Here is a 21,633-nt window from a genome sequence, read left to right as displayed (position 1 = left end):
GAGCAGGGATCAGAACTGAAGGCCCGCTTCCCGGGCGGCGTCAGCAAGGGCCTTGACCCTGCCGTGGTACAGGTTGCCGCCGCGATCGAAGACCACCTGCTGGATGCCCTTGGCGAGGGCGCGCTGGGCGACGAGCTGGCCCACCGCGATGGACGCCTCGCAGTTGGCGCCCGCCGTGACGCTGGTGCGCAGGTCCTTGTCGAGGGTGGACGCGGCACAGAGGGTGTTCTGGGCGTCGTCGTCGATGACCTGGGCGTAGATGTGGTTGTTGGAGCGGAACACGGCCAGCCTGGGACGGTCGGCGGTGCCGGAGAGCAGACGACGCAGGCGGCGGTGACGCTTCTGGGTCTGCTGTTTGCGGGAGAGGGAAGACATGGGGGATCAGACGGATGACGCTCGAGCAGACCTCATTTCTTGCCGGTCTTGCCGGCCTTGCGCAGAATCCGCTCACCTTCGTACTTGATGCCCTTGCCCTTGTAGGGCTCGGGCGGACGGATGCCGCGGATCTTGGCCGCCTCGTTGCCCACCAGCTCCTTGTCGGGGCCGGAGACGAAGACCGAGGTGTTGTTCTCGACCGAGAAGGTCACCCCTTCGGGGGGAACCATCTCCACCGGGTGGCTGTAGCCGGCGCTGACCACGAGCTTGCGCCCCTGGACCTGGGCGCGGTATCCCACGCCGACGATCTCGAGCTTGCGGGTGAAGCCCTGGCTGACCCCTTCCACCATGTTGGCGACGAGGGTGCGGCTGAGGCCGTGGCGCTCCCGGGAGCGACGGTGGCTGCTGGTGGGACTCACCACCACCGTGCCGCCTTCCTGGCTGACGCTGACGCCCTCCGGGAGAACGCGGCTGAGTTCCCCCTTGGGACCCTTCACGGTGACCGCCAGGCCATCGAGGCTGACGGTGACCTTGTCGGGGATGGGGATCGGGGCTTTACCGATACGAGACATGGAACAACTCCTGGGATCAGTAGACGTAGCAGAGCACTTCGCCGCCGACGCCCTGCTTGCGGGCATCACGGTCGCTCATCACACCCCGGGAGGTGGAGATGATCGCCACGCCGAGGCCGCCCAGCACCTTGGGCAGCTGGCGGGTGTTCTTGTAGATGCGCAGGCCGGGTTTGCTCACCCGCTGCACGGAGCGGATGGTGGGCTGGCGGTGCTTGCCGCTGTACTTCAGCTCGAGCACCAGGTGGCGCTGCACACCTTCGCCTTCCTCGGCGATGGCGGCGATGAAGCCTTCCTGCTGCAGCACGTTGGCGATGCTGCGGGAGAGCCGGGAGGCGGGAATCCTGGTGCGCTCGTGGCGCTTCTCACTCGCATTGCGAAGGCGAGTGAGCATGTCTGAGATCGGGTCGTGGTTGGCCATGGTCGTGTCCGGGAGGGGGCTCAGGTATTGCGGAACGGCATTCCCATTTCGCGGAGGAGGGCCCGGCCCTCTTCGTCGTTACGGGCGTTGGTCACGATCGTGACGTCCATCCCCCGGATGGCATCGATCTTGTCGAAGGAGATCTCGGGGAAGATGATCTGCTCCCGGATCCCCAGGGTGTAGTTGCCCCGGCCGTCGAAGCTCTTCGGGCTCACGCCGCGGAAGTCGCGGATGCGCGGCAGCGCCAGGTGGATGAGTCGCTCGAGGAAGGCATACATCCGCTCGCCCCGCAGGGTGACGGCCACGCCGATCGGCATGCCCTGGCGGATCTTGAAGCCGGCGATGGCCTTCTTGGCGCGAGTCACCACCACCTTCTGACCGGTGATGGTCGCAAGTTCGGTGATCGAGGCCTCGAGGGCCTTGGCGTTCTGGGCGGCTTCACCGAGGCCCCGGTTGACGGTGACCTTGACCACCTTGGGAACCTCGTGGACGTTGGAGAGGTTGAGATCCTTCAGCAGCTTGGGCTGGATCGTCTCCCGGTAGCGCTGTTTGAGTGACATGACGGGGGGATGGGGGGGCGCTTCTGGACGTGGTCAGAAGGCGGACGGGGGAGGGAGGCAGGGACGCGGAGCGTGGGGGACGTCGCGGGCTGGGGTGGGGGGAGCGACGTGGTGGGGGGCGGTCAGTCGAGCACCTCCCCGGTCTTCTTCAGCCGGCGCTTCTTGCTGCCGTCCTCCTGGACGACGATCTCCACCCGGCTGGCCACCTTGTTGGCGGTGGAGTACAGCATCACGTTGGAGGCATGCAGGGACGCCTCTTCGGTGACGATGCGGCCGGTCTCGCCCTCCTGGGTGGGCTTGACGTGGCGGGTGCGCAGGTTGACGCCCTGCACGACGACACGGTTCTCGTTGGGCAGGGTGCGCAGCACCTCGCCGGTCTTGCCCTTGTCCTTGCCGGCGATCACCTGGACGGTGTCACCTTTGCGGATGCGCATCTTGATGCGCTGAACGGGCCGGGCCTTGGGGGTTGCGGTGGCCATCTCAGATCACCTCCGGGGCGAGGGACACGATCTTGGTGAAGTTGCGCTCGCGCAGCTCCCGGGCGACCGGGCCGAAGACGCGGGTGCCCTTGGGGTTGTTGTCGTTGCCCAAGATCACCGCGGCGTTGTCGTCGAAGCGGATCGCGTTGCCGGTGTCCCGGCGCAGCGTGGCCCGGGTGCGCACCACCACGGCCTTGACCACATCCGACTTCTTGACGCCCATGTTGGGCATGGCGTCCTTGACGGCGGCCACGATCACATCACCCACGTGGGCGTAGCGACGGTTGGTGCCGAGCACCCGGATGCACTGGATGCGCTTGGCGCCGCTGTTGTCAGCGACGTTGAGGAAGGTTTCCTGCTGAATCATGGGGAGTTCCTCAGCCGGCGCTGGTGGTGGAGAGAACCTCAGCGACGGCCCAACGTTTGGTGCGGCTGAGGGGGCGGGTCTCGGTGATCCGGACCCGGTCACCCACGCGGCAGCTGTTGGCTTCGTCGTGGGCTTTGTAGCGGGTGGTGCGGCGGACGGTCTTCTGATAGATGGGATGGGGGAAGCGGTTTTCCACCGCCACCACCACCGTTTTGTCCATCTTGTCGCTGACGACGGTGCCGACCCTTTCCTTGAGTGCCATGGGGATCGAGGGGGAATCAGGAGGCGACGGTGGAGCGCTGGCGCTCCTGCTGCACCGTCAGCAGGTGGGCCAGCTTGATGCGGGCCTCCTTGAAGCGGTGCGGGTGCTCCAGACGGCGGGTGGCCTGCTGGAAGCGGAGGTCGAACAGTTCGCGACGGACGCCGTCGATCTGTTCGCCGATCTGGGCGTCGCTGAGCGAGCGCACGTCGGTGATGGTGGGACGGGCCATGGTCAGGACTCGACGGCGAGGGCGGGTTCGGGGGCGGCTGCCTCCTGATCGGCCAGGGCGAGGAACTTCGTCTTGACCGGCAGTTTGTACTGGGCCAGACGCATGGCTTCCTTGGCGATCTGGGGGGTGATCTCCGGACCGCCCATCTCGAAGAGAATGCGGCCCGGCTTGATCACGGCCACCCAGAATTCCGGGTTGCCCTTACCGGAACCCATGCGGGTTTCGGCCGGCCGCATGGTGACGGGCTTGTCGGGGAAGATCCGGATCCAGATCTTCCCGCCCCGCTTGACGTAGCGGGTCATGGCGCGGCGGCTGGCCTCGATCTGGCGGGAGGTGATCCACCCGCACTCCTGGGCCTGCAGGGCGAAATCGCCGAAGGCGATGGTGTTGCCGCGCGTGGCGATGCCGCGCATGCGGCCTCGCTGCTGCTTTCGGAACTTGACGCGTTTTGGACTCAGCATGGTTCAGGCCTCCTGATCACTCCTCGTTGGAGCGGTCTTCGAACTGTTGCGGCCGGCGGTTGGCGCGGCGTTTCGGTGCTCCACCCACGGGCAGCTGGTCCTGCTGACCGGGAAGCACCTCCCCTTTGAACACCCAGACCTTGATGCCCAGCACCCCGTACGTGGTGGTGGCCACCTTGGTGGCGTAGTCGATGTCGGCGCGGAGCGTGTGCAGGGGCACGCGACCCTCGCGGGTCCACTCCGTCCGGGCGATCTCGGCGCCGTTGAGGCGGCCGCTCACCTGGAGCTTGAGACCCAGCACCCCGGCCCGCTGGGCGCGCTGCACCGCCATGCGCATGACGCGCCGGAAGGCCACCCGCTTCTCCAGCTGCTGGGCGATGTACTCGGCCAGCAGGAAGGCGTCGGCGTCGACCCGTTCCACCTCGACCACATTGATGCGCACCTGACGGTGGGCGTCGCCGAGGGTCTTCTGGATGCCGGTGCGCAGCTCCTCGATGCCGCTGCCCTGGCGGCCCACGAGAACGCCCGGACGGGCGGTCTTGAGTTCCACTTCGAGCTGGTCGGCCTTACGGGCGATCAGCACGTCGCTGATGCCGGCGGCGGCGTACTTCTTGTTGATGAACGACCGGATCCGGTCGTCCTCCTGAAGGAGGACGGGGTAGGTCTTGCTTGGGGCGTACCAGCGGGAGCGGTGGTCCTGGGTGATCCCCAGGCGCAGGCCGGTTGGATGGATCTTGTGTCCCATCGGGCGGTGTCCTCGGGGGTCAGGCGGTGGGCGCTGCCACAGCAATGCTGATGTGGCAGGTTTGCTTTTTGATGGCGTAGGCGCGGCCCTGGGCCCGGGGCCGGAACCGCTTCAGGGAGGGTCCCATGTCGGCGCTGGCCTGGCTGATGACCAGGGTGGCCGGATCGAGGCCGAGGTTGTGCTCGGCATTGGCGACCGCGGAGCGGAGCACCTTGGTGATCGGGCCCGTGGAGCGGTAGGGCATGAACTCGAGCATGATCAGGGCGTCGCGGTAGGTGCGACCCCGGATCTGATCGAGAACCCGGCGCACCTTGGACACGGAACCGCGGATGAAGCGGCCGTGGGCCAGGGCCTGGGTGTCGGGTGTGGTGGTTGCCATCGGATCAGCGGCCTCCCTTCTTGTCTTTGATGTGACCGCGGAACGTGCGGGTGGGGGCGAATTCGCCCAGCTTGTGGCCCACCATCTGCTCCGTCACGTAGACGGGCACGTGGGCCTTGCCGTTGTGAACGGCAATGGTGTGGCCGATCATCATCGGCAGGATGGTGGAGGCCCGTGACCAGGTCTTGATCACGGTCTTGTCGTCGGCAGCGTTCTGCTTCTCCACCTTGCGGAGCAGGTGGTCGGCGACGAACGGGCCTTTCTTGAGTGAGCGTCCCATGGCGGATCAGGCGAACAGCAGAGCGGTGTGGGTCATCAGGAGTCGCGTCCGCCACGGCTCCGTTTGGAGGTGCGGCGTCGTTTCCGCAGCACGAACCGGTTGCTCGGCTTGTTGCGCTTGCGGGTCTTGAGGCCCAGGGCGGGTTTGCCCCAGGGCGTGACCGGACCGGAACGGCCGATCGGTGCCCGGCCTTCACCACCACCGTGGGGGTGGTCGCAGGGGTTCATCACGCTGCCGCGCACTTCCGGACGGCGGCCCAGCCAGCGCTTGCGGCCGGCCTTGCCCAGGCTGGTGTTGCGCTGCTCGGCGTTGCCCACTTCACCGAGGGTGGCGTAGCACTCGCGGCGCACCAGCCGCACCTCGGTGGAGGGCAGCTTGAGGGCGACGTAGTCCCCTTCCTTGGCCACCACCTGGGCGCTGGCCCCGGCGGTGCGGACCATCTGACCGCCGCGACCGGCGTAGAGCTCCACGTTGTGGACGCTCGAGCCGAGGGGGATGGCCGAGAGCGGCAGGGCGTTGCCGTTCTCGATCGGGGCGTCCGGGCCGGAGATGACGCTCTGACCCACCGCCACGTTGGCGGGGGCAAGGATGTAGCGCTTCTCGCCGTCGGTGTAATAGAGCAGCGCCAGACGGGCGTTGCGGTGCGGGTCGTAGTGGATCGCGGCCACCTTGGCGCTCACCCCGTGCTTGTCGCGACGGAAGTCGACGATGCGGTAGAGGCGCTTGTGGCCACCGCCGCGGTGGCGGCAGGTGATCACGCCGCGGTTGTTGCGGCCCTTGTGGCGGTGCTTGGACACCACCAGGCCCCGTTCCCGGTTCTTGCCCGTGATGTCACTGAAATCAGTGACGACCAGCGTGCGGGTGCCGGGGGTGTTGGGCCTGTAGTTGCGGATTGCCATGACGTTTCAGACCCCTCAGGACTCAGGGAACAACTGGATGGCGTTGCCTTCGGCAAGGCGCACCACCGCTTTCTTCACCTGGGCGCGTTTGCCGGCGAAGCGCCCCACCCGACGGGTGCGGCGGGGGGGATTCATGGTGCTGACGCCGACGACCTTGACATCGAACAGGTGTTCGACGGCCGCCTTGATGTCGGGCTTGGCGGCCCGATGGTCCACCTCGAAGGTGTACTGGTTGATCTCGATGGCGCGGGTGGCCTTCTCGGTGATCAGCGGGCGACGGATCACGTCCGCCAGCCGGCCTGCAAAACGCTCAGACATCGCCGTAGACCTCCTGAATCTTCGCCAGTGCCTCTTCGCTGAGCACCAGCTTGTTGGCATGGAGCAGATCGAACACGTTGAGCTGATCGGCGGCGATCAGCTTCACCTTCTCGAGGTTGCGCACCGAGCGGGAGACCACATCGGAAGCGCCGTCGAGGATGAGCAGCACCTTGGCGCCGGCGTCGATGCCGAAGCGGGCCAGGGCGGCGGTGATCTCCTTCGTCTTGGGGGTGTCGAGCCCTTCGGCGAAGCCCTTCACCACGGTGATGTCCGCGACGCGGCTCATCAGGGCGGTGCGCAGGGCCAGGCGGCGCTCCTTGCGGTTCATCGCCACCGCGTAGCTGCGGGGCTTGGGTCCGAAGATCACGCCGCCGCCGGGGCGCAGGGGGGTGCGGATGGAACCCTGGCGGGCCCGGCCGGTGCCCTTCTGCTTGTAGGGCTTGCGGCCACCACCGGCCACTTCGGCCCGGGTGAGGGTGCTGGCGGTGCCCTGACGGGCGTGGGCCAGCTGGCGGACAACGGCGCGGTGCAGCAGGCCGTTGGCGGATGTCTCCTTGGCGACCTTGAGGTCGAGGGGAGCCTTGCCGCTCTCCTTGCCTTGCCAGTCGCGGATCACACAGTCAGTCATGGGTGTTCTCCTCAGTTCGCTGCGGGGACGCCCACCCGCCGGGCCGGGCGGATGTCGAGCAGGGCGCCGGGCTTGCCGGGAACCGAGCCCTTGACCACGAGCAGATTGCGTTCCGCATCCACCTTGAGGATGGTGAGGCCGCGGGTGGTGATCTGCTTGCCGCCGTAACGGCCGGCCATCCGCTTGCCGGGGTAGACCCGGCCGGGGGTGGTGCCGGCGCCGGTGGAACCCGGTTCGCGGTGGTTCTTCGAGCCGTGGCTCATCGGACCGCGGCTGAAGCCGTGGCGCTTCTGGTAGCCCGAGAAGCCGCGGCCGATCGTGTCGCCGCTGACGTCGACCTTCTGGCCGGGGGCGAAGTCACCGACGGTGACGGCGGCCCCGAGCTCAAGGCCGTCGATGGCCTCCAGCCGGTACTCCTTGAGGTGCCGCAGGGGCGCCTCGCCGGATTTGGCCAGGTGGCCCTTGGCGGGCTTGTTGACGAGCTTGTCGCGCGTCTCGCCGAAGCCGAGCTGCACCGCGGTGTAGCCGTCGGTGGCTTCGCTCTTGAGTTGGGTGATGCGGCAGGGACCCGCTTCGATCAGGGTGACCGGAATGGATTTGCCTTCTTCGTCGAAGAACTGGGACATACCCAGCTTCTTCCCGAGAATGCCGATGGACATGGGAGGGAGAACAACACCAGCTGGACAGCCGCGGCGTGCCGCCAGGGATGGGGACCGAGGCCCGACATCCGAGGGGGACCCGCTGGGCGGCGGGGGGGCTGAATTCGTGGAATCGCAGATCGACCCGAGGGTCAGGAGCTAGCGAGGCGAATCAGCGGGCTGGGACTTGCCGGGGGCGGTGGGGCCTCTGGCAGTATCCCGACGGTCACGGCAGCGACGAGCGCTGCAGGAGTCGTACGGGCCGGGAAGGGTTCGTCACCACTGACGGACCCCGTACCGTTCTCTGGAGGCCCGGCTAGCGGACGGGCACAGATCTTCGGCACAAGAGACAACAGTACCCCATGGTGTGCACCACCACCCCTGGGACCCGCATCGGCTGCCAGACTCAGCCCCGATTCGCCTGCCGCTCCCGATGCCCCTGCTGATGACCGGCCGTGGTTTCCGCACCGAGCTGGAGCGCTGCGGTGCCCTCGCCCTGTTCGTTCCGCTGGAGGGCGGCGCCGAGACCCGGCTGCTGCGGCGGCTGCGGGCGGCCGGCTACCGGGCCCACCTCACCTCCGCCCGCGGGCTGGGGGATCCGGAGGCCTACCTGATGCAGCTGCACGGCATCCGGCCGCCCCACCTGGGCCACCACAGCGTCGGCCGGGCCGCCGCCGTGGGTGAGGTGCAGCGGGTCATGCCCCAGCTGGGCCCTGCCCTGGCCAGCGACGGGCCGGTGCTCCTCTGGCTCCTGGAGGGCCAGGTGCTCAGCCGTTCCGAGCTGGCTGCCCTCTGCGAGCTCTGCCGCCGCGAACCCCGTCTGAAGCTGGTGGTGGAGATGGGCGGCGCCCGGGCCCTCCGCTGGCAGCCCCTCGAGCAGCTCCTGCCCGCCTGAACTGAGTCCACCCCATAGCCTGGGCCCGTTCCGCGGACTCCAGGGCCTTGAGTGAGCGGCTCGGATTGATCTGGGGTTCGGCCTTCTTCGCCGGCTCCCTGGCCCAGGCCACCGCCTGGCTCACCGGCCAGCCGGCGGTGGTGCTTCTGCTGGCGATCGGTCTGCTGACGGGCCATGCCGGTTTCGATCTGGTCCATCCCGAGAACCTGGGCGCCGGTCTGGAGCCCCTGGTCGGCCTGCTGGTGAGCCTGGTGCTCTTCGACGGGGGGCTCAACCTGCGCCTGGCCGGCCGCGATCTGCAGCGGTCGGTGCTGCAGCTGGTGCTGGTGCGCCTGGTGCTCGGCCTTCCCCTGGCGGCCCTGCTGGCCCACCTCCTGGCGGGCCTGCCCTGGTCCCTGGCGCTGGTCTACGGCGCCATCGCCCTGGCCACCGGCCCCACCGTGGTCACCCCGATGGTGCGCCAGCTGCGCCTGGCGCCGAAGCTGGGTCAGCTGCTGGAGGCCGAGGGGCTGATCCTCGAGCCGGTCAGTGCCGTGCTCGGCCTGGTGCTGCTCCAGGTGACCCTGGGGGACCTGGGCAGCTGGCAGGAGGTGGCCTCCCGCCTGCTGCTGCGCCTCGGGGGCGGGGTGGTCCTCGGCGGGCTCGCCGGGCTGCTGCTCTCGGAGGCCCTTCGGCGGCTGGGTGCCGTCGCGGCCTCCCGCGGGGCCGAGGGGGCGCCCGCCGCCGGAGGGAACGGGCTGGAGCTGCAGCTCACCCTCGGCGTGCTGTTTCTGATGTTCAGCGGCTGTGAGGCCCTGCTGCCGGAGTCGGGCCTGCCGGCGGCGGTGAGCGCCGGGGTGGTGGTGGGGCTCCGCCTCGATGCGGCCGCCAGCCAGCTCGACGAGCTGATCCGCCAGCTGGCCATGCTGGCCATCACGGTGCTGTTTCCCCTGCTGGCGGCCGATGTCTCCTGGGCCGAGCTGAGCCCCCTCGGCCTGGGCGGCCTGGGCTGTGTGCTGGGCCTGATGCTGATCCGCTGGCCCCTGATCCAGCTCACCGGCATCGGGCTCCCCAGCCTCGACTGGAAGGAGAAGGCCCTGCTCAGCTGGATCGCTCCGCGGGGCATCGTCACCGCGGCGGTGGTGAGCCTGTTCGCCCTCGAGCTCGACCGGGCCGAGGTCCCCGGCGGCGCCACCCTCAAGGGGCTGGTGTTCCTGACCATCCTGATGACCGTGGGCCTGCAGGGGTTCAGCGCCCCCTGGCTGGTGCAGCGCCTCGGGCTGGCCCAGCCCGAGGTTGCGCCGGAGCTGCCCGGCGGGACCGGCTGAGGGCCCCCCGGTGGCAGGATCGGACGCTCCCCGCGCGCCAGCCATGGGTGCCTTGCCCCGGGGCCCTGCGCCGATGCTCCGGCAGGATCCCGAGCAGGCCCTGGCCGCCGGCGGCTGGGTGAAGCTGATCGGCGGGGCCAGCAACCAGGATCTGGCCGCCATCGAGGACCTGGCCGGCATCCATGCCCTGGCCGGGGTCCACTGCATCGATGTGGCCGCCGATCCGGCGGTGGTGGCCGCGGCGCGGCGGGGCATGGCCTGGGCCGAGGCCAGGGGCGCGACCCGTCCCTGGCTGATGGTCAGCCTCAGTGACGGCCTCGACCCCCACTTCCGCAAGGCCTGGTTCGATCCGGACCGCTGTCCGCTCGCCTGCCCCCGGCCCTGCGAGCGGGTCTGCCCCGCCCTGGCGATCGGCGGCACGGGGGTGGTGGAGGAGCGCTGCTACGGCTGTGGCCGCTGCCGGCCGGCCTGCCCCCTGGGGCTGATCGAGGAGCGCAGCCAGGTGCTGGAGGCGGCCGGCGTGGGCCCGCTGCTGGCGCAGCTGGCCCCGGACGCCGTGGAGCTCCACACCCGGCCGGGGCGGCTGGAGGCCTTCAGTGATCGGGTGGCCCAGCTGGCCGCCAGCGGGGTGCCGCTGCGCCGGGTGGCGGTCAGCGCCGCCCTGGAGGGAGGGGCGACGGTGGATGGGCTGGCGGCGGAGCTCTGGCAGCGGTTCCGGCTGCTGCGCGGGGCCGGCTTCCGGCCCCTCTGGCAGCTGGACGGCCGGCCGATGAGCGGCGATGTGGGGGCCGGCACGGCCCATGCGGCGGTGGGCCTGCTGGAGCGGCTGGGGCCGCTGGCGCCGCCGGGACCGCTGCAGCTGGCCGGCGGCACCAACGCCCACACCCTGGCGGTGCTGGCCCGCTCCCCGGCGGCCGGGCCCCGGGCGGCCGGGGTGGCTGGGGTCGCCTTTGGGGGGGTGGCCCGCCGCCAGCTCCAGCCCCTGCTGCAGGAGGCCCAGGCCGAGGGGCGGCGGCTGCTCGACCTCCCCCTGCTTTGGCCCCGGGCCCTGGCCCTCGCCGAAGCGCTGGTGGCCCCCTGGCTGGCCCGCGGTGTCGCCGCCCCCCGGGGTCTGGCGGGCCCCGGGCCCGGCTAGAACGAACGGGCAGCTCCCCCCGCCGCCCCCTGGAGCCTTCGCCTCCCCCTTCCCTTTCCCCCCAGCGGGTCACCGACGACCTGGACCGTCTGCTGGCCGTGCTGCCTCCCGTGGTGCAGCGGGCCCTGGCCGGGCCCGAGCAGCGGGAGGGCCTGCTGGAGGTGGTGCTCGACCTGGGGCGGGTGCCGGAGGCCCGTTACCCCGGCCGGGTGCTGGCCCTGGGCACCGAGGCGATCGAGCGCGCCGATCTGGCGGCGGTGCTGCAGCGCCTCGGCCCCTTCGGCGGTGACAACCGGGCCGGCATCGAGCGCACCCTGCACCGCATCAGCGCCATCCGCAACCGCACCGGCGACGTGGTGGGGCTCACCTGCCGGGTGGGCCGGGCGGTGTTCGGCACGGTGGCGATGGTGCGCGACCTGCTGGACACGGGCCAGTCGCTGCTGCTGATGGGCCGCCCCGGGGTGGGCAAGACCACGGCCCTGCGGGAGATCGCCCGGGTGCTGGCCGACGATCTGCAGCGCCGGGTGGTGGTGATCGACACCAGCAACGAGATCGCCGGTGACGGCGACATCCCCCACCCGGCGATCGGCCGGGCCCGGCGGATGCAGGTGGCCCGCCCGGAGCTGCAGCACCAGGTGATGATCGAGGCGGTGGAGAACCACATGCCCGAGGTCATCGTCATCGATGAGATCGGCACCGAACTGGAGGCCCAGGCGGCCCGCACCATCGCCGAACGGGGCGTGATGCTGGTGGCCACGGCCCACGGCAACGAACTGGCCAACCTGATCCGCAACCCCACTCTCAGCGACCTGGTGGGCGGGATCCAGTCGGTGACCCTGGGGGACGAGGAGGCCCGCCGCCGGCGTACCCAGAAGACGGTGCTGGAACGGGCGGCCGAACCCACCTTCCCCCTGGCGGTGGAGATGCACAGCCGCCACCGCTGGCTGGTGCACCGCGACGTGGCCGGCACCGTCGACCAGCTGCTGCGCGGCCAGCCCACCCACCCCCAGGTGCGGGAGCTGGGCGGCGACGGCCGCCTGGTGCTGCGCGACGACGGCCCCGTCCGCCCCGCCCCGCCGCCCGCCTGGGCCACCACCCCTGCGCCCCCCCGTCGCCCGGGTCCCGCCCCCCTGGCGGTGGTGCCCCTGCCCGATCCGACGGCCCCCCGGCCCGCCGCTGCTACCCCAGCCCCGGCGCTGCCCGCCCTGCGGGTCTACGGGGTGGGGCTGGCGGCCCAGCAGCTGGAGGAGGCGGTGCGCCGCCGCCAGTTGCCGGTGCAGGTGGTGGAGGGCCCGGAGCAGGCTGATGCGGTGCTGAGCGTGCGGGGCCAGCTGGGGCGCGACCCGGAGCTGCGCCGCCAGGCCCGCGACCTCGGCCTGCCGATCCTGGTGATCAAATCCGACACCCCCCACCAGCTGCAGCGGGCCATGGAGCGCCTGCTGGAGCGGCGGCGGGGGGGAGACGGGGCGGACGGAGGGGAACCGGCCGCGCCGGCCCGCCTCGACGACGCCCACGCGGCCCTGGAGGAATGCCGGCTGGCGGTGGAGCAGGTGGTGCTCCCCGAGGGACGGCCGGTGGAGCTGCTGCCCCGCAGCGAGGCGGTACGGGCCCTGCAGGCCGAGCTGGTGCACCACTACCGGCTGCGCAGTGCCGTCTTCGGCCGCGGCCTGCAGCAGCGCCTGCGGGTCTTCCCCGCCTGAAGGGGCCTGCCGCCGGGGGGTGGGTGCCGGCGAGTTGACGAAGGACCAGCCGCTGTGGGTAACTAGCAGGGCGCCGGTTTCGCACCGACGCCTGCCCCATCCCATGGGCTTGATTGGGCCGTCGCCAAGCGGTAAGGCATCGGGTTTTGGTCCCGACATTCCTAGGTTCGAATCCTAGCGGCCCAGTTTTTTCTCCTTTCTCCACCGGTGCCTGAACGCCCGTTGCTGGTGTTCGATTTCGACGGCGTGCTGGTGGACGGCATGGCCGAGTACTGGTGGTCGGCCCGGCGGGCGGCCCTGGCCCTGGTCGCCGGGGCTGTCGGCGCCGGTGCCGCCGGAAGCGCCGCCCCCGCCGGCTGGCACCTGCCGGAGCAGGCGCCGCCGGGCTTCGCCCTGCTGCGGCCCCTGATCCACAAGGGCTGGGAGATGGTGCTGATGGCCGCCGAGCTGGGACGGCCCGACGTCGATCTCTCCGCCGCCCTGGCGGATTACGACACCTTCCTCAGAACGGCCCTGCGGCGCTGGGGCTGGACGACCGACCAGCTGCAGCAGGCGCTCGAGGGGCTGCGGGCCGAGGCCATCGCCACCGATCTCGACGCCTGGCTGGCCCTGCACCGCTTCTACCCCGGCGTCGAGGCGCGCCTGGGCCGTCTGGCGGCGGAGGGGGCCGACTGGGCGGTGCTCACCACCAAGGGCGGGGCCTTCGCCGCCCGCCTGCTGGCCGCCGCCGGCCTCACGCCCCTGGCCCTGTACGGCCACGAACAGGGCAGCAAGCCGTCGGTGCTGGCGCAGCTGGTGGCCGGGCATGACCCCGAGGAGCGTCCCCTGTGGTTCATCGAGGATCGCCGCCCCACCCTGGAGCTGGTGCGGCGGACCCCCGGGCTGGAGGCGGTGCGCTGCTGTCTGGTGTCGTGGGGGTACCTGGGTCCCGGGGACGGGGAGGGGCTGGCCCCCCTCGGCATCCACTGGCTGGAGCCCGCCGGCTTCGAGGCCCCCCTGGCGCTCTGGCCATGAACCGCTAGAGTACGCCCGTACTACACGGGATTGATACGCCGGCCTCTCCGGGTGGCACTGGTTGTCCAGAGGTCGCAGGATGGCGCCTGGTTCCGGCCCCCTCTCCCACCACCCGTCTGCACGGCTCCGGCCTGCTGCGGCCCGTTCCATCACCCACCCCCACCATGCCTGCCGATTCCAGGGCCACGGCCGCCGCCGCCGCGTCTTCCTCCACCTCCCCGTCCACCTCCTACGTGTCCGCCGCCGCCCCCAGCGGCGATCCCCGGGCCGCCGCGGAGCGCGACAAGGCCCTGGGCCTGGTGCTCACCCAGATCGAGCGCAACTTCGGCAAGGGCTCGATCATGCGGCTGGGGGATGCCTCCCGCATGCGGGTGGAAACGGTTCCCACCGGGGCGCTCACCCTCGATCTGGCCCTCGGGGGCGGCTACCCCAAGGGCCGGGTGGTGGAGGTCTACGGACCGGAGAGCTCCGGCAAGACCACCCTCACCCTCCATGCCATCGCCGAGGTGCAGAAGCGCGGCGGCGTGGCGGCCTTCGTGGATGCGGAGCATGCCCTCGATCCGGTCTATGCCGCCGCCCTCGGGGTCGACATCGAGAACCTGCTGGTCTCCCAGCCGGACACCGGCGAGATGGCCCTGGAGATCGTCGACCAGCTCGTGCGCTCGGCCGCCGTCGACATCGTCGTCGTCGACTCGGTGGCGGCCCTCACGCCCCGGGCCGAGATCGAGGGGGAGATGGGCGACCTGGCGGTGGGCAGCCAGGCCCGGCTGATGAGCCAGGCCATGCGCAAGATCACCGGCAACATCGGCAAGTCCGGCTGCACGGTGATCTTCCTCAACCAGCTGCGCCAGAAGATCGGCGTCACCTACGGCAACCCGGAAACCACCACCGGTGGCAACGCCCTCAAGTTCTATGCCTCGGTGCGACTCGACATCCGTCGCATCCAGACCCTCAAGCGCGGCACCGAGGAGTACGGCATCCGGGCCAAGGTGAAGGTGGCGAAGAACAAGGTGGCCCCCCCCTTCCGCATCGCCGAGTTCGACATCCTGTTCGGCCGCGGCATCAGCACCCTGGGCTGCCTGCTCGATCTGGCCGAGGAAACGGGCGTGGTCACCCGCAAGGGCGCCTGGTACAGCTACGAGGGCGACAACATCGGCCAGGGCCGCGACAACACGATCGCCTGGCTGGAGCAGAACCCCGCGCCGAAGGAGGTGATCGAGACGCTCACCCGTCAGAAGCTCACCGAGGGCTCCGAGGTCACCGCCAACTCGATGAAGCCCCTGGCGGCGGCGGCCAAGCTGGCAGCGGCCAAACCTTCGGCCGGTGCCGAGGCCGCCGAGCCGGAGGAGCTGCCCGCCGCCGGCTGATCCCGGGAGCACCGGGGCCAGGCACCCGGGGTCACCGGGGCGCCTGGTTCAGGGCTGGGCTGGCAGCGCCGATCCGGGGGCCCTGGTGCTGGCCGCGACCGGCTCGGCCGTGGGTTGCAGCACCAGCACCACCCGCTGCAGTTCCTGGATGGCGTCGGCGCCCTCGAGCTTCACCAGCTCCTGGCCGTGGCGGGACTCCACCCAGCTGATGCCGAAATCGGACACCAGCAGGCGAACCATGTGGTTGTCGCCCAGGTCGGCGACGAAGGAGGCCCCATGGCCGTCGCGGCCGTCGCCGCAGGTGTAGCAGGTGGCCACATGGCCCTGTTTCCGCAGGGACACTGCCAGGGCCTGGAGGCTCAGGATCAGATCCTCAACGGCCGAGCGGTACTGCTCGGCCAGCCGGAGAAACATGGGTCGTTCCCATCACGATCCGCAGATCATAAGGATTTCTTCCGATTCTTGCCAGGCGCTGCGGCGCCGGTGGGGAGACCCGCACGCGGCGGCCGCACTCAGCCGTCGGCCAGGGTCCACCAGCCCGCCGCCGGGCCGATGAAGCGCACGGTCACCCAGAACAGGGCCAGGGCACCGATGCCGATCCAGGCGCCCTTGGTGGTGATGGCCACGAAGCGGGAGGCCTGGTTGCGGGTCAGGGGCAGCCAGGGGGCGATGCGGGGCGAGGTGTCCACGGTCTTGGTCTTGCTGGCGCGTGGCTTGTCGCGGGGCGGCAGACCCTGCTCGGCCCGGCGTTTGGCTTCCCCCATCGGAGATTCGGTCGCAACACTGGAGGCAGGCTAGGAGTCGGGCCGCAACCGGGTCAGGGCCACCCAGGGCTCCAGGGCGGTGAACACCAGCCGGCCCCAGCTGCGGCCCCGCAGGCGACCATCCAGTACCGCCAGCCGGCCGCCGCTGCGGCGCAGCCCCGCCACGCCCCGCTGCAGCCGGTTGAGGGCCTCCGGCAGCAGCAGTTCCCGGAACCAGTCACGGCCCTGCTGGCGCAGCACCCCGACCCGGGCCGCGGTGAGCGGATCCTCCAGGCTGGCGATCGGCAGCAGGCCCACCACCACCTGGCAGGGCAGGGGCAGGCGCGGCTGGTGCTCCAGCCACCACTCCCAGCTGCAGCACACCACCCCGTTGCTCTCCGGGGCCAGGTTCTGGTGGCACACCCGGCTGCCGAACTCGGCAGCCAGGCCGCTGGCCAGGCCCAGGCAAAGGGCCGGATCGTCGATCAGCACCACCGACAGGCCGCTCTGGCCCAGCACCAGCCGCCGGCCCTGCTCCAGCAGGTGCTCGGCGTACTGGGGACTGTTGGGCAGGGGCTGGCGCAGGGGGGCGTAGAGGGGCAGGGGGTCGGACAGGGGGGGATCGGCCAGATCGAGCACCACCGCGGGCTTCAGCCCCAGGGCGGCACCGGAGGCGGGCTGGCCCTCCGCCGCCCGACCGGTGGCCAGCTCGCCGATCAGCACCGCCCCCCGACCCACCAGCAGGCCGGCCAGTTCCCCCAGGGGTTCGAGGGGCTGGCGCAGCAGGTTCCACTGCAGCAGGGAGGGATCGACCCGGGCCCAGCTGCTCCAGCCCGCCCCGGCGCGCAGCCAGCTCGGCCAGGGCTCCGGCAGGGGCTCCAGCAGCCGCAGCAGATGGCGCAGGGGGGCCTCATCATCGTCGGCCAGGGCCACCAGCCGCTGGGGGGAGCGGGGATGGGCGAGCACCCGGCGGCTGAGCCGTTCATGCAGGCCCAGCAGGCAGGCTTCGGCGCTGGGCTGGACGCGGCGCAGCTGGTCCCAGTGGCGGGGCTCCAGCTCCACCTCCAGGGCCTCGCGCAGGGCCGTCTCCAGCGTCTCGGCCTCGGGGATCACCAGTTGCCGTTCCGCCAGTTCGCCGCAGCGCCAGGCCGCCACCAGCTCGCGGTGGTCGAGCAGCCAGAGCGGTGTGCCGGCGGGGGCCCCGGGACCTTCCCAGCAGGCCAGCTCCAGGCCCACGCTGCGCAGCCGGGGCCACTCCACCCGCAGCAGCCGCTGGCGCAGGGCCGGGGTCACCACCAGGGCCAGGGGAACGTCGCTGAGGGCCAGGGGCACCAGCAGGCTGATCCACCAGCTGGGGGCGGTGCCGGGGGCCAGGCGCACCAGGGTGTGGTCGGCCCGGCGCAGGCTGCGGGCCACCAGCCGGCTGAGGGTGAGGTGATGGGGCCAGTGTTCCACCCCCTCCCGCTGCAGGAGAGCCTTGAGGTGCTGGTGGGCGCGGGCTTCCAACATCGCCGGATCGTAGGAAGCTGGCCCCAGCCGATCCGCAGCGACGATGACACCCCTCTGGCAGCGCGAACCGGTGGGGGTGGTGGGCCTGGGGCTGATCGGCGGCTCCCTGGGGCTCGATCTGCTGGCGGCCGGTGCCCAGGTGCGGGCCCTGGTGCACCGGCCGGCCACCGCCGAGCGGGCCAGGGAGCGGGGGCTGGCCAGTGCGGTGAGCACCGATCCGGCCGTGCTCGAGGGCTGCGGACTGGTGCTGCTGGCCCTGCCCCTCGACCGGCTGCTGGATCCCGAGCCCGCCCTGCTGGCTGCCCTGCCGGCCGCGGCGGTGGTCACCGATGTGGGCTCGGTGAAGGGGCCGGTGCTGCGCCGTTGGCGTCAGCTGCTGCAGGCGGCCGGCGAGGGCCCGGCCCCGTCCCGGTTCGTGGCCTCCCATCCGATGGCGGGCACGGCCCGGGCCGGGGTGGAGGCGGGGGAGCGGGGGCTGTTCCGGGGACGGCCCTGGGTGGCGACCCCGGCGCCGGACACGGATCCGGCGGCGCTGGAGGCGGTGCGGGAGCTGGCGGAGGCCCTCGGGGCGCGCTGGCTGTGCTGCGACGCCGAGGCCCACGACCGGGCCGTGGCCCTGATCTCCCATCTGCCGGTGCTGGTGGGGGCGGCCCTGCTGCAGGCGGCGGATGCGGGAGGCGGTGAGGCCGGCGGGGCGCCGGAGGTCGGGGCCGGGCTGGTGCGGGCCCTGGCCTCCAGCGGCTTCGCCGACACGACCCGGGTCGGTGGCGGCAACCCGGAGCTGGGCAGGCTGATGGCCCAGGCCAACCGTGCGGCGCTGCTGGAGGCCCTGGGCCACTACCGGCGCTCCCTGGCCGACCTCGAGGCGCTGGTGCGGGCGGAGGACTGGGGCGCTCTGGAGCGGTCGCTGGCGCGCAGTCAACAGCTGCGGCCCGACTTCCTCTGACCGGGGGATGCCGATAGGCTCCTCGGCACATGGAGGCCTCCGGGCCCGGCGATGAAGACCAGGCCATCGCGATCGTCCAAGCGCAGCCGCGGCGCCGGCGGTATCCGCAGCCGCCGGATCCGGCCGGGCTCCCCCCCGGGCACCGTGGAGTTCGTGGGCGAGCGGCGCCTGGCCAAGGTGCAGATCGACGTCATCCACTACGACGCTGAGGGTTGGTCGGAGCACCAGGATGTCTCGGTGCAAGGCTGCGCCGAGACGGTGGCGGCGGGCAGCATCACCTGGATGAACGTCAGTGGCGTCCATGACGTCGCCCTGGTGGAGCGGCTCGGCCAAGGCTTCGGCCTGCATCCGATGACGCTGGAGGACATCGCCAACACCACCCAGCGCCCCAAGGTGGAGGAGTTTCCGGGGTACGTCTTCATGGTGTTGAAGATGATCGCCTTCAACGAAGACACCCAGACCATTGATATCGAGCACGTCAGCGTGATCCTCGGCGACCACTTCGTGATCTCCTTCCTCGAGGACGATGGCGATGTCTTCGATGGGGTGCGTGACCGGATCCGCTCCTCAGGAGGCCGGATCCGCTGGATGAAGGCCGACTATCTCGCCTACTCGCTGCTGGATGCCGTTGTCGATCATTACTTCCTGGCCGTGGAACGGATGGGCGACATCATCGAGGAGGTGGACGACCGCCTGCTGGAGGATCCCCGCCCCGGCGACATCAAGGAGATCCATGGCCTCAAACGGTCCATTCTCAGCCTGCGCAAGGCCGTCTGGCCGATCCGGGAGGAGGTGGCCATGATCGTCAAGAGCGAATCGCCCCTGCTGACGGCCGAGAGCCGGGTATTCTGGCGCGATCTCTACGATCACTGCATCCAGATCATCGATCTGGTCGAGACCCACCGCGACATTCTCGGAGGCATGCACGACACCTACCTCTCGACCCTCAGCCATCGGATGAACGAGGTGATGAAGGTGCTGACGATCATCTCCACGATCTTCATCCCCCTCACCTTCATCGCCGGTGTCTATGGGATGAACTTCAAGGAGATGCCCGAGCTGGAGTGGCGTGGAGGCTATTACCTGGTGTGGGCGGTGATGATCGTGATCAGCGTCTCCCTGTACCTCTACTTCCGCCGCAAGCAGTGGCTCTGAGGACCCCGCCCGCCCCTGACGCGATGATGTAGCCAAAGCCACAGTTTTTGGCTTTTCTTTCTCCCCGCTACGGATCATTGCCGCACCAGCCCCTTCGTGGGCAGTGGCGGCCGCTGTTTCTAGCGTTGATCTGGATGCGGTGACGACGCGTGAGTTTCCTGAGCGAAGCAATGCAGCTCCTGAAGGACGCCGGCACGGCGGCCGGCCTGTCGGAAGGGGCCATCAAGTGCCATGCCGGCTGCTACCGGGACAACCTCTCCCGCTGCAGCGATGCGATGCTGCAGTATGAGCGGGTCTGGCTGCAGCAGCAGCTGCGGGCCCTGCGGGACTGCGAGGGCCATCCGGTGCTGATGGCGCGGCTGGGCGGTGAGGATCGGCTGCGCGGGCTGGTGTCCCAGAGCGTGCTGTTCCAGCTGCTGCTGCAGAACGAGTTCGCCCGGCGCGGCCTGACGCCCGAGGAGCCCCGCGGATCGGTGGTGGCGGCCGAGGAGGCCTGGGAGATCACCAGCGTGCAAGTCAAGCGCGAGTGGGGGATCCTGCCCACCTGAAGCGGATCGCCCTGCTGCACCTGGGGCGGATCCACGACGAGACGCCGGCGCTGCGGGCCCGTCTCGCCCGGCGCGGCATCGCCAGTGAGCTGGTGCCCCTGCCCCCGCTTGCGGCCTGCGAGCGGGCTGCGGACGGGCCACGTGCCGCTGGCGACGATGACTGGAGCCGCTTCGATCTGGTCACGGTGCGCGACTGCCGCGGCAGCCATCAACATCCCGATTTCCTGCCCCGGATCCGGGCCCTGGCGCAGCAGCTCGGCAGCCTCGGGGTGCCCCTGGCCAACCCCCTGGCGGTGATTGAGGCCGGCAACGCCAAGAACGACTACCTGCCCAGGCTCGCCCGGGAGGGGGTGGCCCTGATCCCCAGCCGCTGGCTGCCGCGGGGCTGGTGCGGATCCCTGGTGGAGCTGCTGGAGGACGGCGGCTGGCAGGAGGCGGTGCTCAAGCCGGCGATCGGCTCGAAGAGCTGGCACACCTACCGGGTGCGTCGGGAGGGTGCCCGCCTGACGATCACCGCGGCCGATGGAAGCCAGCCGGTGGCGGCCGGGGCGGTCGATGGCTGGCTGGCCGCACTCACCCGGCACGGGGAGGTGTGTCTGCAGCCGTTTCTGAGTGCGGTCTGCCGGGAGGGGGAGTTCAGTGCCGTGATGCTCGGCGGGCGTTTCTCCCACGCGGTGGCCAAGACCGTGGCGGCCGGTGGCTGGATCGCCCACGAACGCTTCGGCGGCACCAACACCCTGCGGCAGGCGAGTGTGGCGGAGCGACGCTGGGCCGCGGCGATCGAGGAGCGCCTGCGCCGTCGCTTCGGGGTGCTGCCCTACGCCCGCATCGACGGCATTCGCAATGGGGCGGGGGACCTGCTGCTGCTGGAGTGCGAGCTGGTGATTCCGCGCCTGTTCCTGGCCGAGGGGGAGGCCTTCGACCGCTATGCCGAGGTCCTGCTCGGCCCCGCCAGCACCCGCATGGCCTGGTAGCCATCGAGGGTGGGGGGTTCGCTCTCGGGCAGCTCCTCGGAGCGCAGGGCCACGGCCACGGTGGCCACCCAGGGGCGGGTGCCGGCGTCGGCGGGGAACACCAGCACCACGGTGCCGGCCGAGGGGGTGGTGGCGGGATCCTCCGCCACGATCTCCAGGGCCACCCGGGTGCGGCGGCACTGCAGGGCACGGGCCTCCAGCAGGGCCACGAACTCGTCGGTGTTCCAGCGGGCCTCGGTGCCCTGGCAGGGGAAGCGCTCACTGAGGGCGGCGGCGCCCAGCTCCTCGATGGCGCTGCCGCGGTGGCCATCCCAGACGAGCAGCAGGTTGGCGTCATGGCCGAGGGCGTTGTGCTCCACCCGTTCGCGATCCAGCACCAGACGGCGTTCGAGGCCCTGCTTCTCCGCCGGCATCGACAGACACACCTTGAGGGCCTGGGCCACCTCGCAGCTGCGGCCCTCGCAGAACCCCCGATGGGCGGTGAGGATGTCGTCGGCGGCGGCCACGATCTCCAGCGCCGGCAGGCTCCGGGTCAGCTCCTGCATCATGGCGTTGAACAGAACACCCCCATCCCCGAAGGGGCCGCGGTCGGGATCGGTGGCCTCCAGCATCTGATCGATGGCGGAGCGCACCAGCTCCCGCCTCCAGGTCAGATACGTCATGGGGATTCACTCCGGGTGCAATGTTTTTTCAGTGTGTCTCCAGCGGTGGAATGCAGCCACGCTCTGTT

General features: G+C 70.8%; 30 protein-coding genes and 1 tRNA gene. 11 read left to right on the top strand and 20 right to left on the bottom strand.

Going from position 1 to position 21,633, the window contains the following annotated elements; translation table 11 throughout:
* Positions 1 to 9: 9 nt before the first annotated feature.
* The 16 genes from rplR to rplC form a co-directional block, all read right to left on the bottom strand.
* Positions 10 to 375: a 50S ribosomal protein L18 gene (rplR, locus tag KBZ08_RS09005; protein ID WP_106221667.1), complete on the bottom strand. Its 366-nt coding sequence runs from the start codon at positions 373 to 375 to the stop codon at positions 10 to 12.
* Between the two features lie 32 nt (positions 376 to 407).
* A complete protein-coding gene (gene rplF, locus KBZ08_RS09000) occupies positions 408 to 947 on the bottom strand; it encodes a 50S ribosomal protein L6 (RefSeq protein WP_094586015.1) in 540 nt (179 codons plus the stop codon).
* 16 nt (positions 948 to 963) lie between these two features.
* The gene (gene rpsH, locus KBZ08_RS08995) at positions 964 to 1,365 is read right to left on the bottom strand and encodes a 30S ribosomal protein S8 (protein WP_106221669.1); all 402 of its coding nucleotides are present in this window, start codon (positions 1,363 to 1,365) and stop codon (positions 964 to 966) included.
* 20 nt (positions 1,366 to 1,385) lie between these two features.
* On the bottom strand, positions 1,386 to 1,925 hold the full coding sequence (rplE, locus tag KBZ08_RS08990; protein ID WP_015109412.1) for a 50S ribosomal protein L5: 540 nt from the start codon (positions 1,923 to 1,925) through the stop codon (positions 1,386 to 1,388).
* Positions 1,926 to 2,047: 122 nt separating this feature from the next.
* Entirely contained in the window at positions 2,048 to 2,404 is a 357-nt protein-coding gene (rplX, locus tag KBZ08_RS08985; protein WP_106221671.1) for a 50S ribosomal protein L24, read from the bottom strand.
* 1 nt (position 2,405) lies between these two features.
* Positions 2,406 to 2,771, bottom strand: coding sequence for a 50S ribosomal protein L14 (gene rplN, locus KBZ08_RS08980; protein ID WP_015109410.1), 366 nt, complete (start codon positions 2,769 to 2,771; stop codon positions 2,406 to 2,408).
* A 10-nt stretch (positions 2,772 to 2,781) separates the two neighbouring features.
* Complete coding sequence (rpsQ, locus tag KBZ08_RS08975) at positions 2,782 to 3,033, bottom strand: 30S ribosomal protein S17 (protein WP_015109409.1); 252 nt, start codon at positions 3,031 to 3,033, stop codon at positions 2,782 to 2,784.
* Between the two features lie 16 nt (positions 3,034 to 3,049).
* A complete protein-coding gene (gene rpmC / locus KBZ08_RS08970; RefSeq protein WP_015109408.1) occupies positions 3,050 to 3,262 on the bottom strand; it encodes a 50S ribosomal protein L29 in 213 nt (70 codons plus the stop codon).
* Between the two features lie 2 nt (positions 3,263 to 3,264).
* Positions 3,265 to 3,723: a 50S ribosomal protein L16 gene (rplP, locus tag KBZ08_RS08965; protein WP_106221673.1), complete on the bottom strand. Its 459-nt coding sequence runs from the start codon at positions 3,721 to 3,723 to the stop codon at positions 3,265 to 3,267.
* Positions 3,724 to 3,739: 16 nt separating this feature from the next.
* Positions 3,740 to 4,468 carry a 30S ribosomal protein S3 gene (rpsC, locus tag KBZ08_RS08960; protein ID WP_015109406.1) on the bottom strand — a complete coding sequence of 243 codons (729 nt, stop codon included), beginning with the start codon at positions 4,466 to 4,468 and terminating at the stop codon, positions 3,740 to 3,742.
* Positions 4,469 to 4,487: 19 nt separating this feature from the next.
* Positions 4,488 to 4,847: a 50S ribosomal protein L22 gene (gene rplV / locus KBZ08_RS08955; RefSeq protein ID WP_015109405.1), complete on the bottom strand. Its 360-nt coding sequence runs from the start codon at positions 4,845 to 4,847 to the stop codon at positions 4,488 to 4,490.
* 4 nt (positions 4,848 to 4,851) lie between these two features.
* Positions 4,852 to 5,127: a 30S ribosomal protein S19 gene (gene rpsS, locus KBZ08_RS08950; protein ID WP_015109404.1), complete on the bottom strand. Its 276-nt coding sequence runs from the start codon at positions 5,125 to 5,127 to the stop codon at positions 4,852 to 4,854.
* A 35-nt stretch (positions 5,128 to 5,162) separates the two neighbouring features.
* Complete coding sequence (rplB, locus tag KBZ08_RS08945; RefSeq protein WP_094586022.1) at positions 5,163 to 6,026, bottom strand: 50S ribosomal protein L2; 864 nt, start codon at positions 6,024 to 6,026, stop codon at positions 5,163 to 5,165.
* Positions 6,027 to 6,041: 15 nt separating this feature from the next.
* On the bottom strand, positions 6,042 to 6,344 hold the full coding sequence (locus KBZ08_RS08940; RefSeq protein ID WP_015109402.1) for a 50S ribosomal protein L23: 303 nt from the start codon (positions 6,342 to 6,344) through the stop codon (positions 6,042 to 6,044).
* The gene (gene rplD / locus KBZ08_RS08935; protein ID WP_106221675.1) at positions 6,337 to 6,972 is read right to left on the bottom strand and encodes a 50S ribosomal protein L4; all 636 of its coding nucleotides are present in this window, start codon (positions 6,970 to 6,972) and stop codon (positions 6,337 to 6,339) included. Before rplD ends, KBZ08_RS08940 begins: the two co-directional genes overlap by 8 nt.
* Positions 6,973 to 6,983: 11 nt before the next feature.
* Positions 6,984 to 7,631, bottom strand: a complete 648-nt coding sequence (gene rplC, locus KBZ08_RS08930) for a 50S ribosomal protein L3 (RefSeq protein WP_106221677.1) — start codon at positions 7,629 to 7,631, stop codon at positions 6,984 to 6,986.
* Between the two features lie 412 nt (positions 7,632 to 8,043).
* Here rplC and KBZ08_RS08925 point away from each other — a divergent pair, with 412 nt between their 5' ends.
* From KBZ08_RS08925 to recA, 7 genes are all read left to right on the top strand, one after another.
* Positions 8,044 to 8,505, top strand: coding sequence for an NAD(P)H-quinone oxidoreductase subunit N (locus KBZ08_RS08925; RefSeq protein ID WP_254972475.1), 462 nt, complete (start codon positions 8,044 to 8,046; stop codon positions 8,503 to 8,505).
* Positions 8,506 to 8,552: 47 nt separating this feature from the next.
* On the top strand, positions 8,553 to 9,812 hold the full coding sequence (locus KBZ08_RS08920; RefSeq protein ID WP_254972474.1) for a sodium:proton antiporter: 1,260 nt from the start codon (positions 8,553 to 8,555) through the stop codon (positions 9,810 to 9,812).
* Positions 9,813 to 9,885: 73 nt separating this feature from the next.
* Positions 9,886 to 10,947, top strand: a complete 1,062-nt coding sequence (locus tag KBZ08_RS08915) for an LdpA C-terminal domain-containing domain (RefSeq protein WP_254972749.1) — start codon at positions 9,886 to 9,888, stop codon at positions 10,945 to 10,947.
* A gap of 98 nt (positions 10,948 to 11,045) precedes the next feature.
* Positions 11,046 to 12,647 (top strand): AAA family ATPase, encoded by a 1,602-nt coding sequence (locus KBZ08_RS08910; protein ID WP_254972473.1) that lies wholly within the window; start codon positions 11,046 to 11,048, stop codon positions 12,645 to 12,647.
* A gap of 114 nt (positions 12,648 to 12,761) precedes the next feature.
* Positions 12,762 to 12,833, top strand: a tRNA-Gln gene (locus KBZ08_RS08905).
* A 21-nt stretch (positions 12,834 to 12,854) separates the two neighbouring features.
* Positions 12,855 to 13,661 carry an HAD family hydrolase gene (locus KBZ08_RS08900; RefSeq protein WP_254972472.1) on the top strand — a complete coding sequence of 269 codons (807 nt, stop codon included), beginning with the start codon at positions 12,855 to 12,857 and terminating at the stop codon, positions 13,659 to 13,661.
* A gap of 164 nt (positions 13,662 to 13,825) precedes the next feature.
* The gene (gene recA, locus KBZ08_RS08895) at positions 13,826 to 15,028 is read left to right on the top strand and encodes a recombinase RecA (protein WP_219904282.1); all 1,203 of its coding nucleotides are present in this window, start codon (positions 13,826 to 13,828) and stop codon (positions 15,026 to 15,028) included.
* A 48-nt stretch (positions 15,029 to 15,076) separates the two neighbouring features.
* Here recA and KBZ08_RS08890 read toward each other — a convergent pair whose 3' ends face one another.
* From KBZ08_RS08890 to KBZ08_RS08880, 3 genes are all read right to left on the bottom strand, one after another.
* Positions 15,077 to 15,442 carry a DUF1815 family protein gene (locus KBZ08_RS08890; RefSeq protein ID WP_106221690.1) on the bottom strand — a complete coding sequence of 122 codons (366 nt, stop codon included), beginning with the start codon at positions 15,440 to 15,442 and terminating at the stop codon, positions 15,077 to 15,079.
* A gap of 98 nt (positions 15,443 to 15,540) precedes the next feature.
* Positions 15,541 to 15,792 (bottom strand): DUF2839 domain-containing protein, encoded by a 252-nt coding sequence (locus KBZ08_RS08885; protein ID WP_254972471.1) that lies wholly within the window; start codon positions 15,790 to 15,792, stop codon positions 15,541 to 15,543.
* 30 nt (positions 15,793 to 15,822) lie between these two features.
* Positions 15,823 to 17,280 carry a helicase gene (locus KBZ08_RS08880; protein ID WP_254972470.1) on the bottom strand — a complete coding sequence of 486 codons (1,458 nt, stop codon included), beginning with the start codon at positions 17,278 to 17,280 and terminating at the stop codon, positions 15,823 to 15,825.
* A gap of 43 nt (positions 17,281 to 17,323) precedes the next feature.
* Here KBZ08_RS08880 and KBZ08_RS08875 point away from each other — a divergent pair, with 43 nt between their 5' ends.
* The 4 genes from KBZ08_RS08875 to KBZ08_RS08860 all read left to right on the top strand — a co-directional run bounded on the left by KBZ08_RS08875 (position 17,324) and on the right by KBZ08_RS08860 (position 20,903).
* Complete coding sequence (locus tag KBZ08_RS08875) at positions 17,324 to 18,226, top strand: prephenate/arogenate dehydrogenase (protein ID WP_106221696.1); 903 nt, start codon at positions 17,324 to 17,326, stop codon at positions 18,224 to 18,226.
* 51 nt (positions 18,227 to 18,277) lie between these two features.
* Positions 18,278 to 19,381, top strand: a complete 1,104-nt coding sequence (gene corA / locus KBZ08_RS08870) for a magnesium/cobalt transporter CorA (protein ID WP_254972469.1) — start codon at positions 18,278 to 18,280, stop codon at positions 19,379 to 19,381.
* A 170-nt stretch (positions 19,382 to 19,551) separates the two neighbouring features.
* Positions 19,552 to 19,929: a hypothetical protein gene (locus KBZ08_RS08865; RefSeq protein WP_106221700.1), complete on the top strand. Its 378-nt coding sequence runs from the start codon at positions 19,552 to 19,554 to the stop codon at positions 19,927 to 19,929.
* Positions 19,908 to 20,903: a RimK family alpha-L-glutamate ligase gene (locus KBZ08_RS08860; protein ID WP_254972468.1), complete on the top strand. Its 996-nt coding sequence runs from the start codon at positions 19,908 to 19,910 to the stop codon at positions 20,901 to 20,903. Before KBZ08_RS08865 ends, KBZ08_RS08860 begins: the two co-directional genes overlap by 22 nt.
* Here the strand turns inward: KBZ08_RS08860 and KBZ08_RS08855 are convergent.
* Entirely contained in the window at positions 20,855 to 21,565 is a 711-nt protein-coding gene (locus KBZ08_RS08855) for a hypothetical protein (protein ID WP_254972467.1), read from the bottom strand. The genes KBZ08_RS08860 and KBZ08_RS08855 overlap by 49 nt on opposite strands.
* Between the last annotated feature and the right edge of the window lie 68 nt (positions 21,566 to 21,633).

Origin of the sequence: Cyanobium sp. Candia 9D4, assembly GCF_024346155.1 — a bacterium.
GTDB classification, from domain to species: Bacteria; Cyanobacteriota; Cyanobacteriia; order PCC-6307; family Cyanobiaceae; genus Cyanobium; species Cyanobium minutissimum.
The sequence above is the reverse complement of the archived record's forward strand: the minus strand, read 5'-3'. Positions and strand labels throughout refer to the sequence as shown.

Excerpts from the sequence above, each read along its gene's own strand:
- rplR (WP_106221667.1), bottom strand. The coding sequence starts at position 375 with ATGTCTTCCCTCTCCCGCAAACAGCAGACCCAGAAGCGTCACCGCCGC.
- rplF (WP_094586015.1), bottom strand. The coding sequence starts at position 947 with ATGTCTCGTATCGGTAAAGCCCCGATCCCCATCCCCGACAAGGTCACC.
- rpsH (WP_106221669.1), bottom strand. The coding sequence starts at position 1,365 with ATGGCCAACCACGACCCGATCTCAGACATGCTCACTCGCCTTCGCAAT.
- rplE (WP_015109412.1), bottom strand. The coding sequence starts at position 1,925 with ATGTCACTCAAACAGCGCTACCGGGAGACGATCCAGCCCAAGCTGCTG.
- rplX (WP_106221671.1), bottom strand. The coding sequence starts at position 2,404 with ATGGCCACCGCAACCCCCAAGGCCCGGCCCGTTCAGCGCATCAAGATG.
- rplN (WP_015109410.1), bottom strand. The coding sequence starts at position 2,771 with ATGATTCAGCAGGAAACCTTCCTCAACGTCGCTGACAACAGCGGCGCC.
- rpsQ (WP_015109409.1), bottom strand. The coding sequence starts at position 3,033 with ATGGCACTCAAGGAAAGGGTCGGCACCGTCGTCAGCGACAAGATGGAC.
- rpmC (WP_015109408.1), bottom strand. The coding sequence starts at position 3,262 with ATGGCCCGTCCCACCATCACCGACGTGCGCTCGCTCAGCGACGCCCAG.
- rplP (WP_106221673.1), bottom strand. The coding sequence starts at position 3,723 with ATGCTGAGTCCAAAACGCGTCAAGTTCCGAAAGCAGCAGCGAGGCCGC.
- rpsC (WP_015109406.1), bottom strand. The coding sequence starts at position 4,468 with ATGGGACACAAGATCCATCCAACCGGCCTGCGCCTGGGGATCACCCAG.
- rplV (WP_015109405.1), bottom strand. The coding sequence starts at position 4,847 with ATGGCAACCACCACACCCGACACCCAGGCCCTGGCCCACGGCCGCTTC.
- rpsS (WP_015109404.1), bottom strand. The coding sequence starts at position 5,127 with ATGGGACGCTCACTCAAGAAAGGCCCGTTCGTCGCCGACCACCTGCTC.
- rplB (WP_094586022.1), bottom strand. The coding sequence starts at position 6,026 with ATGGCAATCCGCAACTACAGGCCCAACACCCCCGGCACCCGCACGCTG.
- KBZ08_RS08940 (WP_015109402.1), bottom strand. The coding sequence starts at position 6,344 with ATGTCTGAGCGTTTTGCAGGCCGGCTGGCGGACGTGATCCGTCGCCCG.
- rplD (WP_106221675.1), bottom strand. The coding sequence starts at position 6,972 with ATGACTGACTGTGTGATCCGCGACTGGCAAGGCAAGGAGAGCGGCAAG.
- rplC (WP_106221677.1), bottom strand. The coding sequence starts at position 7,631 with ATGTCCATCGGCATTCTCGGGAAGAAGCTGGGTATGTCCCAGTTCTTC.
- KBZ08_RS08925 (WP_254972475.1), top strand. The coding sequence starts at position 8,044 with ATGCCCCTGCTGATGACCGGCCGTGGTTTCCGCACCGAGCTGGAGCGC.
- KBZ08_RS08915 (WP_254972749.1), top strand. The coding sequence starts at position 9,886 with ATGCTCCGGCAGGATCCCGAGCAGGCCCTGGCCGCCGGCGGCTGGGTG.
- recA (WP_219904282.1), top strand. The coding sequence starts at position 13,826 with ATGCCTGCCGATTCCAGGGCCACGGCCGCCGCCGCCGCGTCTTCCTCC.
- KBZ08_RS08890 (WP_106221690.1), bottom strand. The coding sequence starts at position 15,442 with ATGTTTCTCCGGCTGGCCGAGCAGTACCGCTCGGCCGTTGAGGATCTG.
- KBZ08_RS08885 (WP_254972471.1), bottom strand. The coding sequence starts at position 15,792 with ATGGGGGAAGCCAAACGCCGGGCCGAGCAGGGTCTGCCGCCCCGCGAC.
- KBZ08_RS08880 (WP_254972470.1), bottom strand. The coding sequence starts at position 17,280 with ATGTTGGAAGCCCGCGCCCACCAGCACCTCAAGGCTCTCCTGCAGCGG.
- KBZ08_RS08875 (WP_106221696.1), top strand. The coding sequence starts at position 17,324 with ATGACACCCCTCTGGCAGCGCGAACCGGTGGGGGTGGTGGGCCTGGGG.
- corA (WP_254972469.1), top strand. The coding sequence starts at position 18,278 with ATGAAGACCAGGCCATCGCGATCGTCCAAGCGCAGCCGCGGCGCCGGC.
- KBZ08_RS08865 (WP_106221700.1), top strand. The coding sequence starts at position 19,552 with ATGCAGCTCCTGAAGGACGCCGGCACGGCGGCCGGCCTGTCGGAAGGG.
- KBZ08_RS08855 (WP_254972467.1), bottom strand. The coding sequence starts at position 21,565 with ATGACGTATCTGACCTGGAGGCGGGAGCTGGTGCGCTCCGCCATCGAT.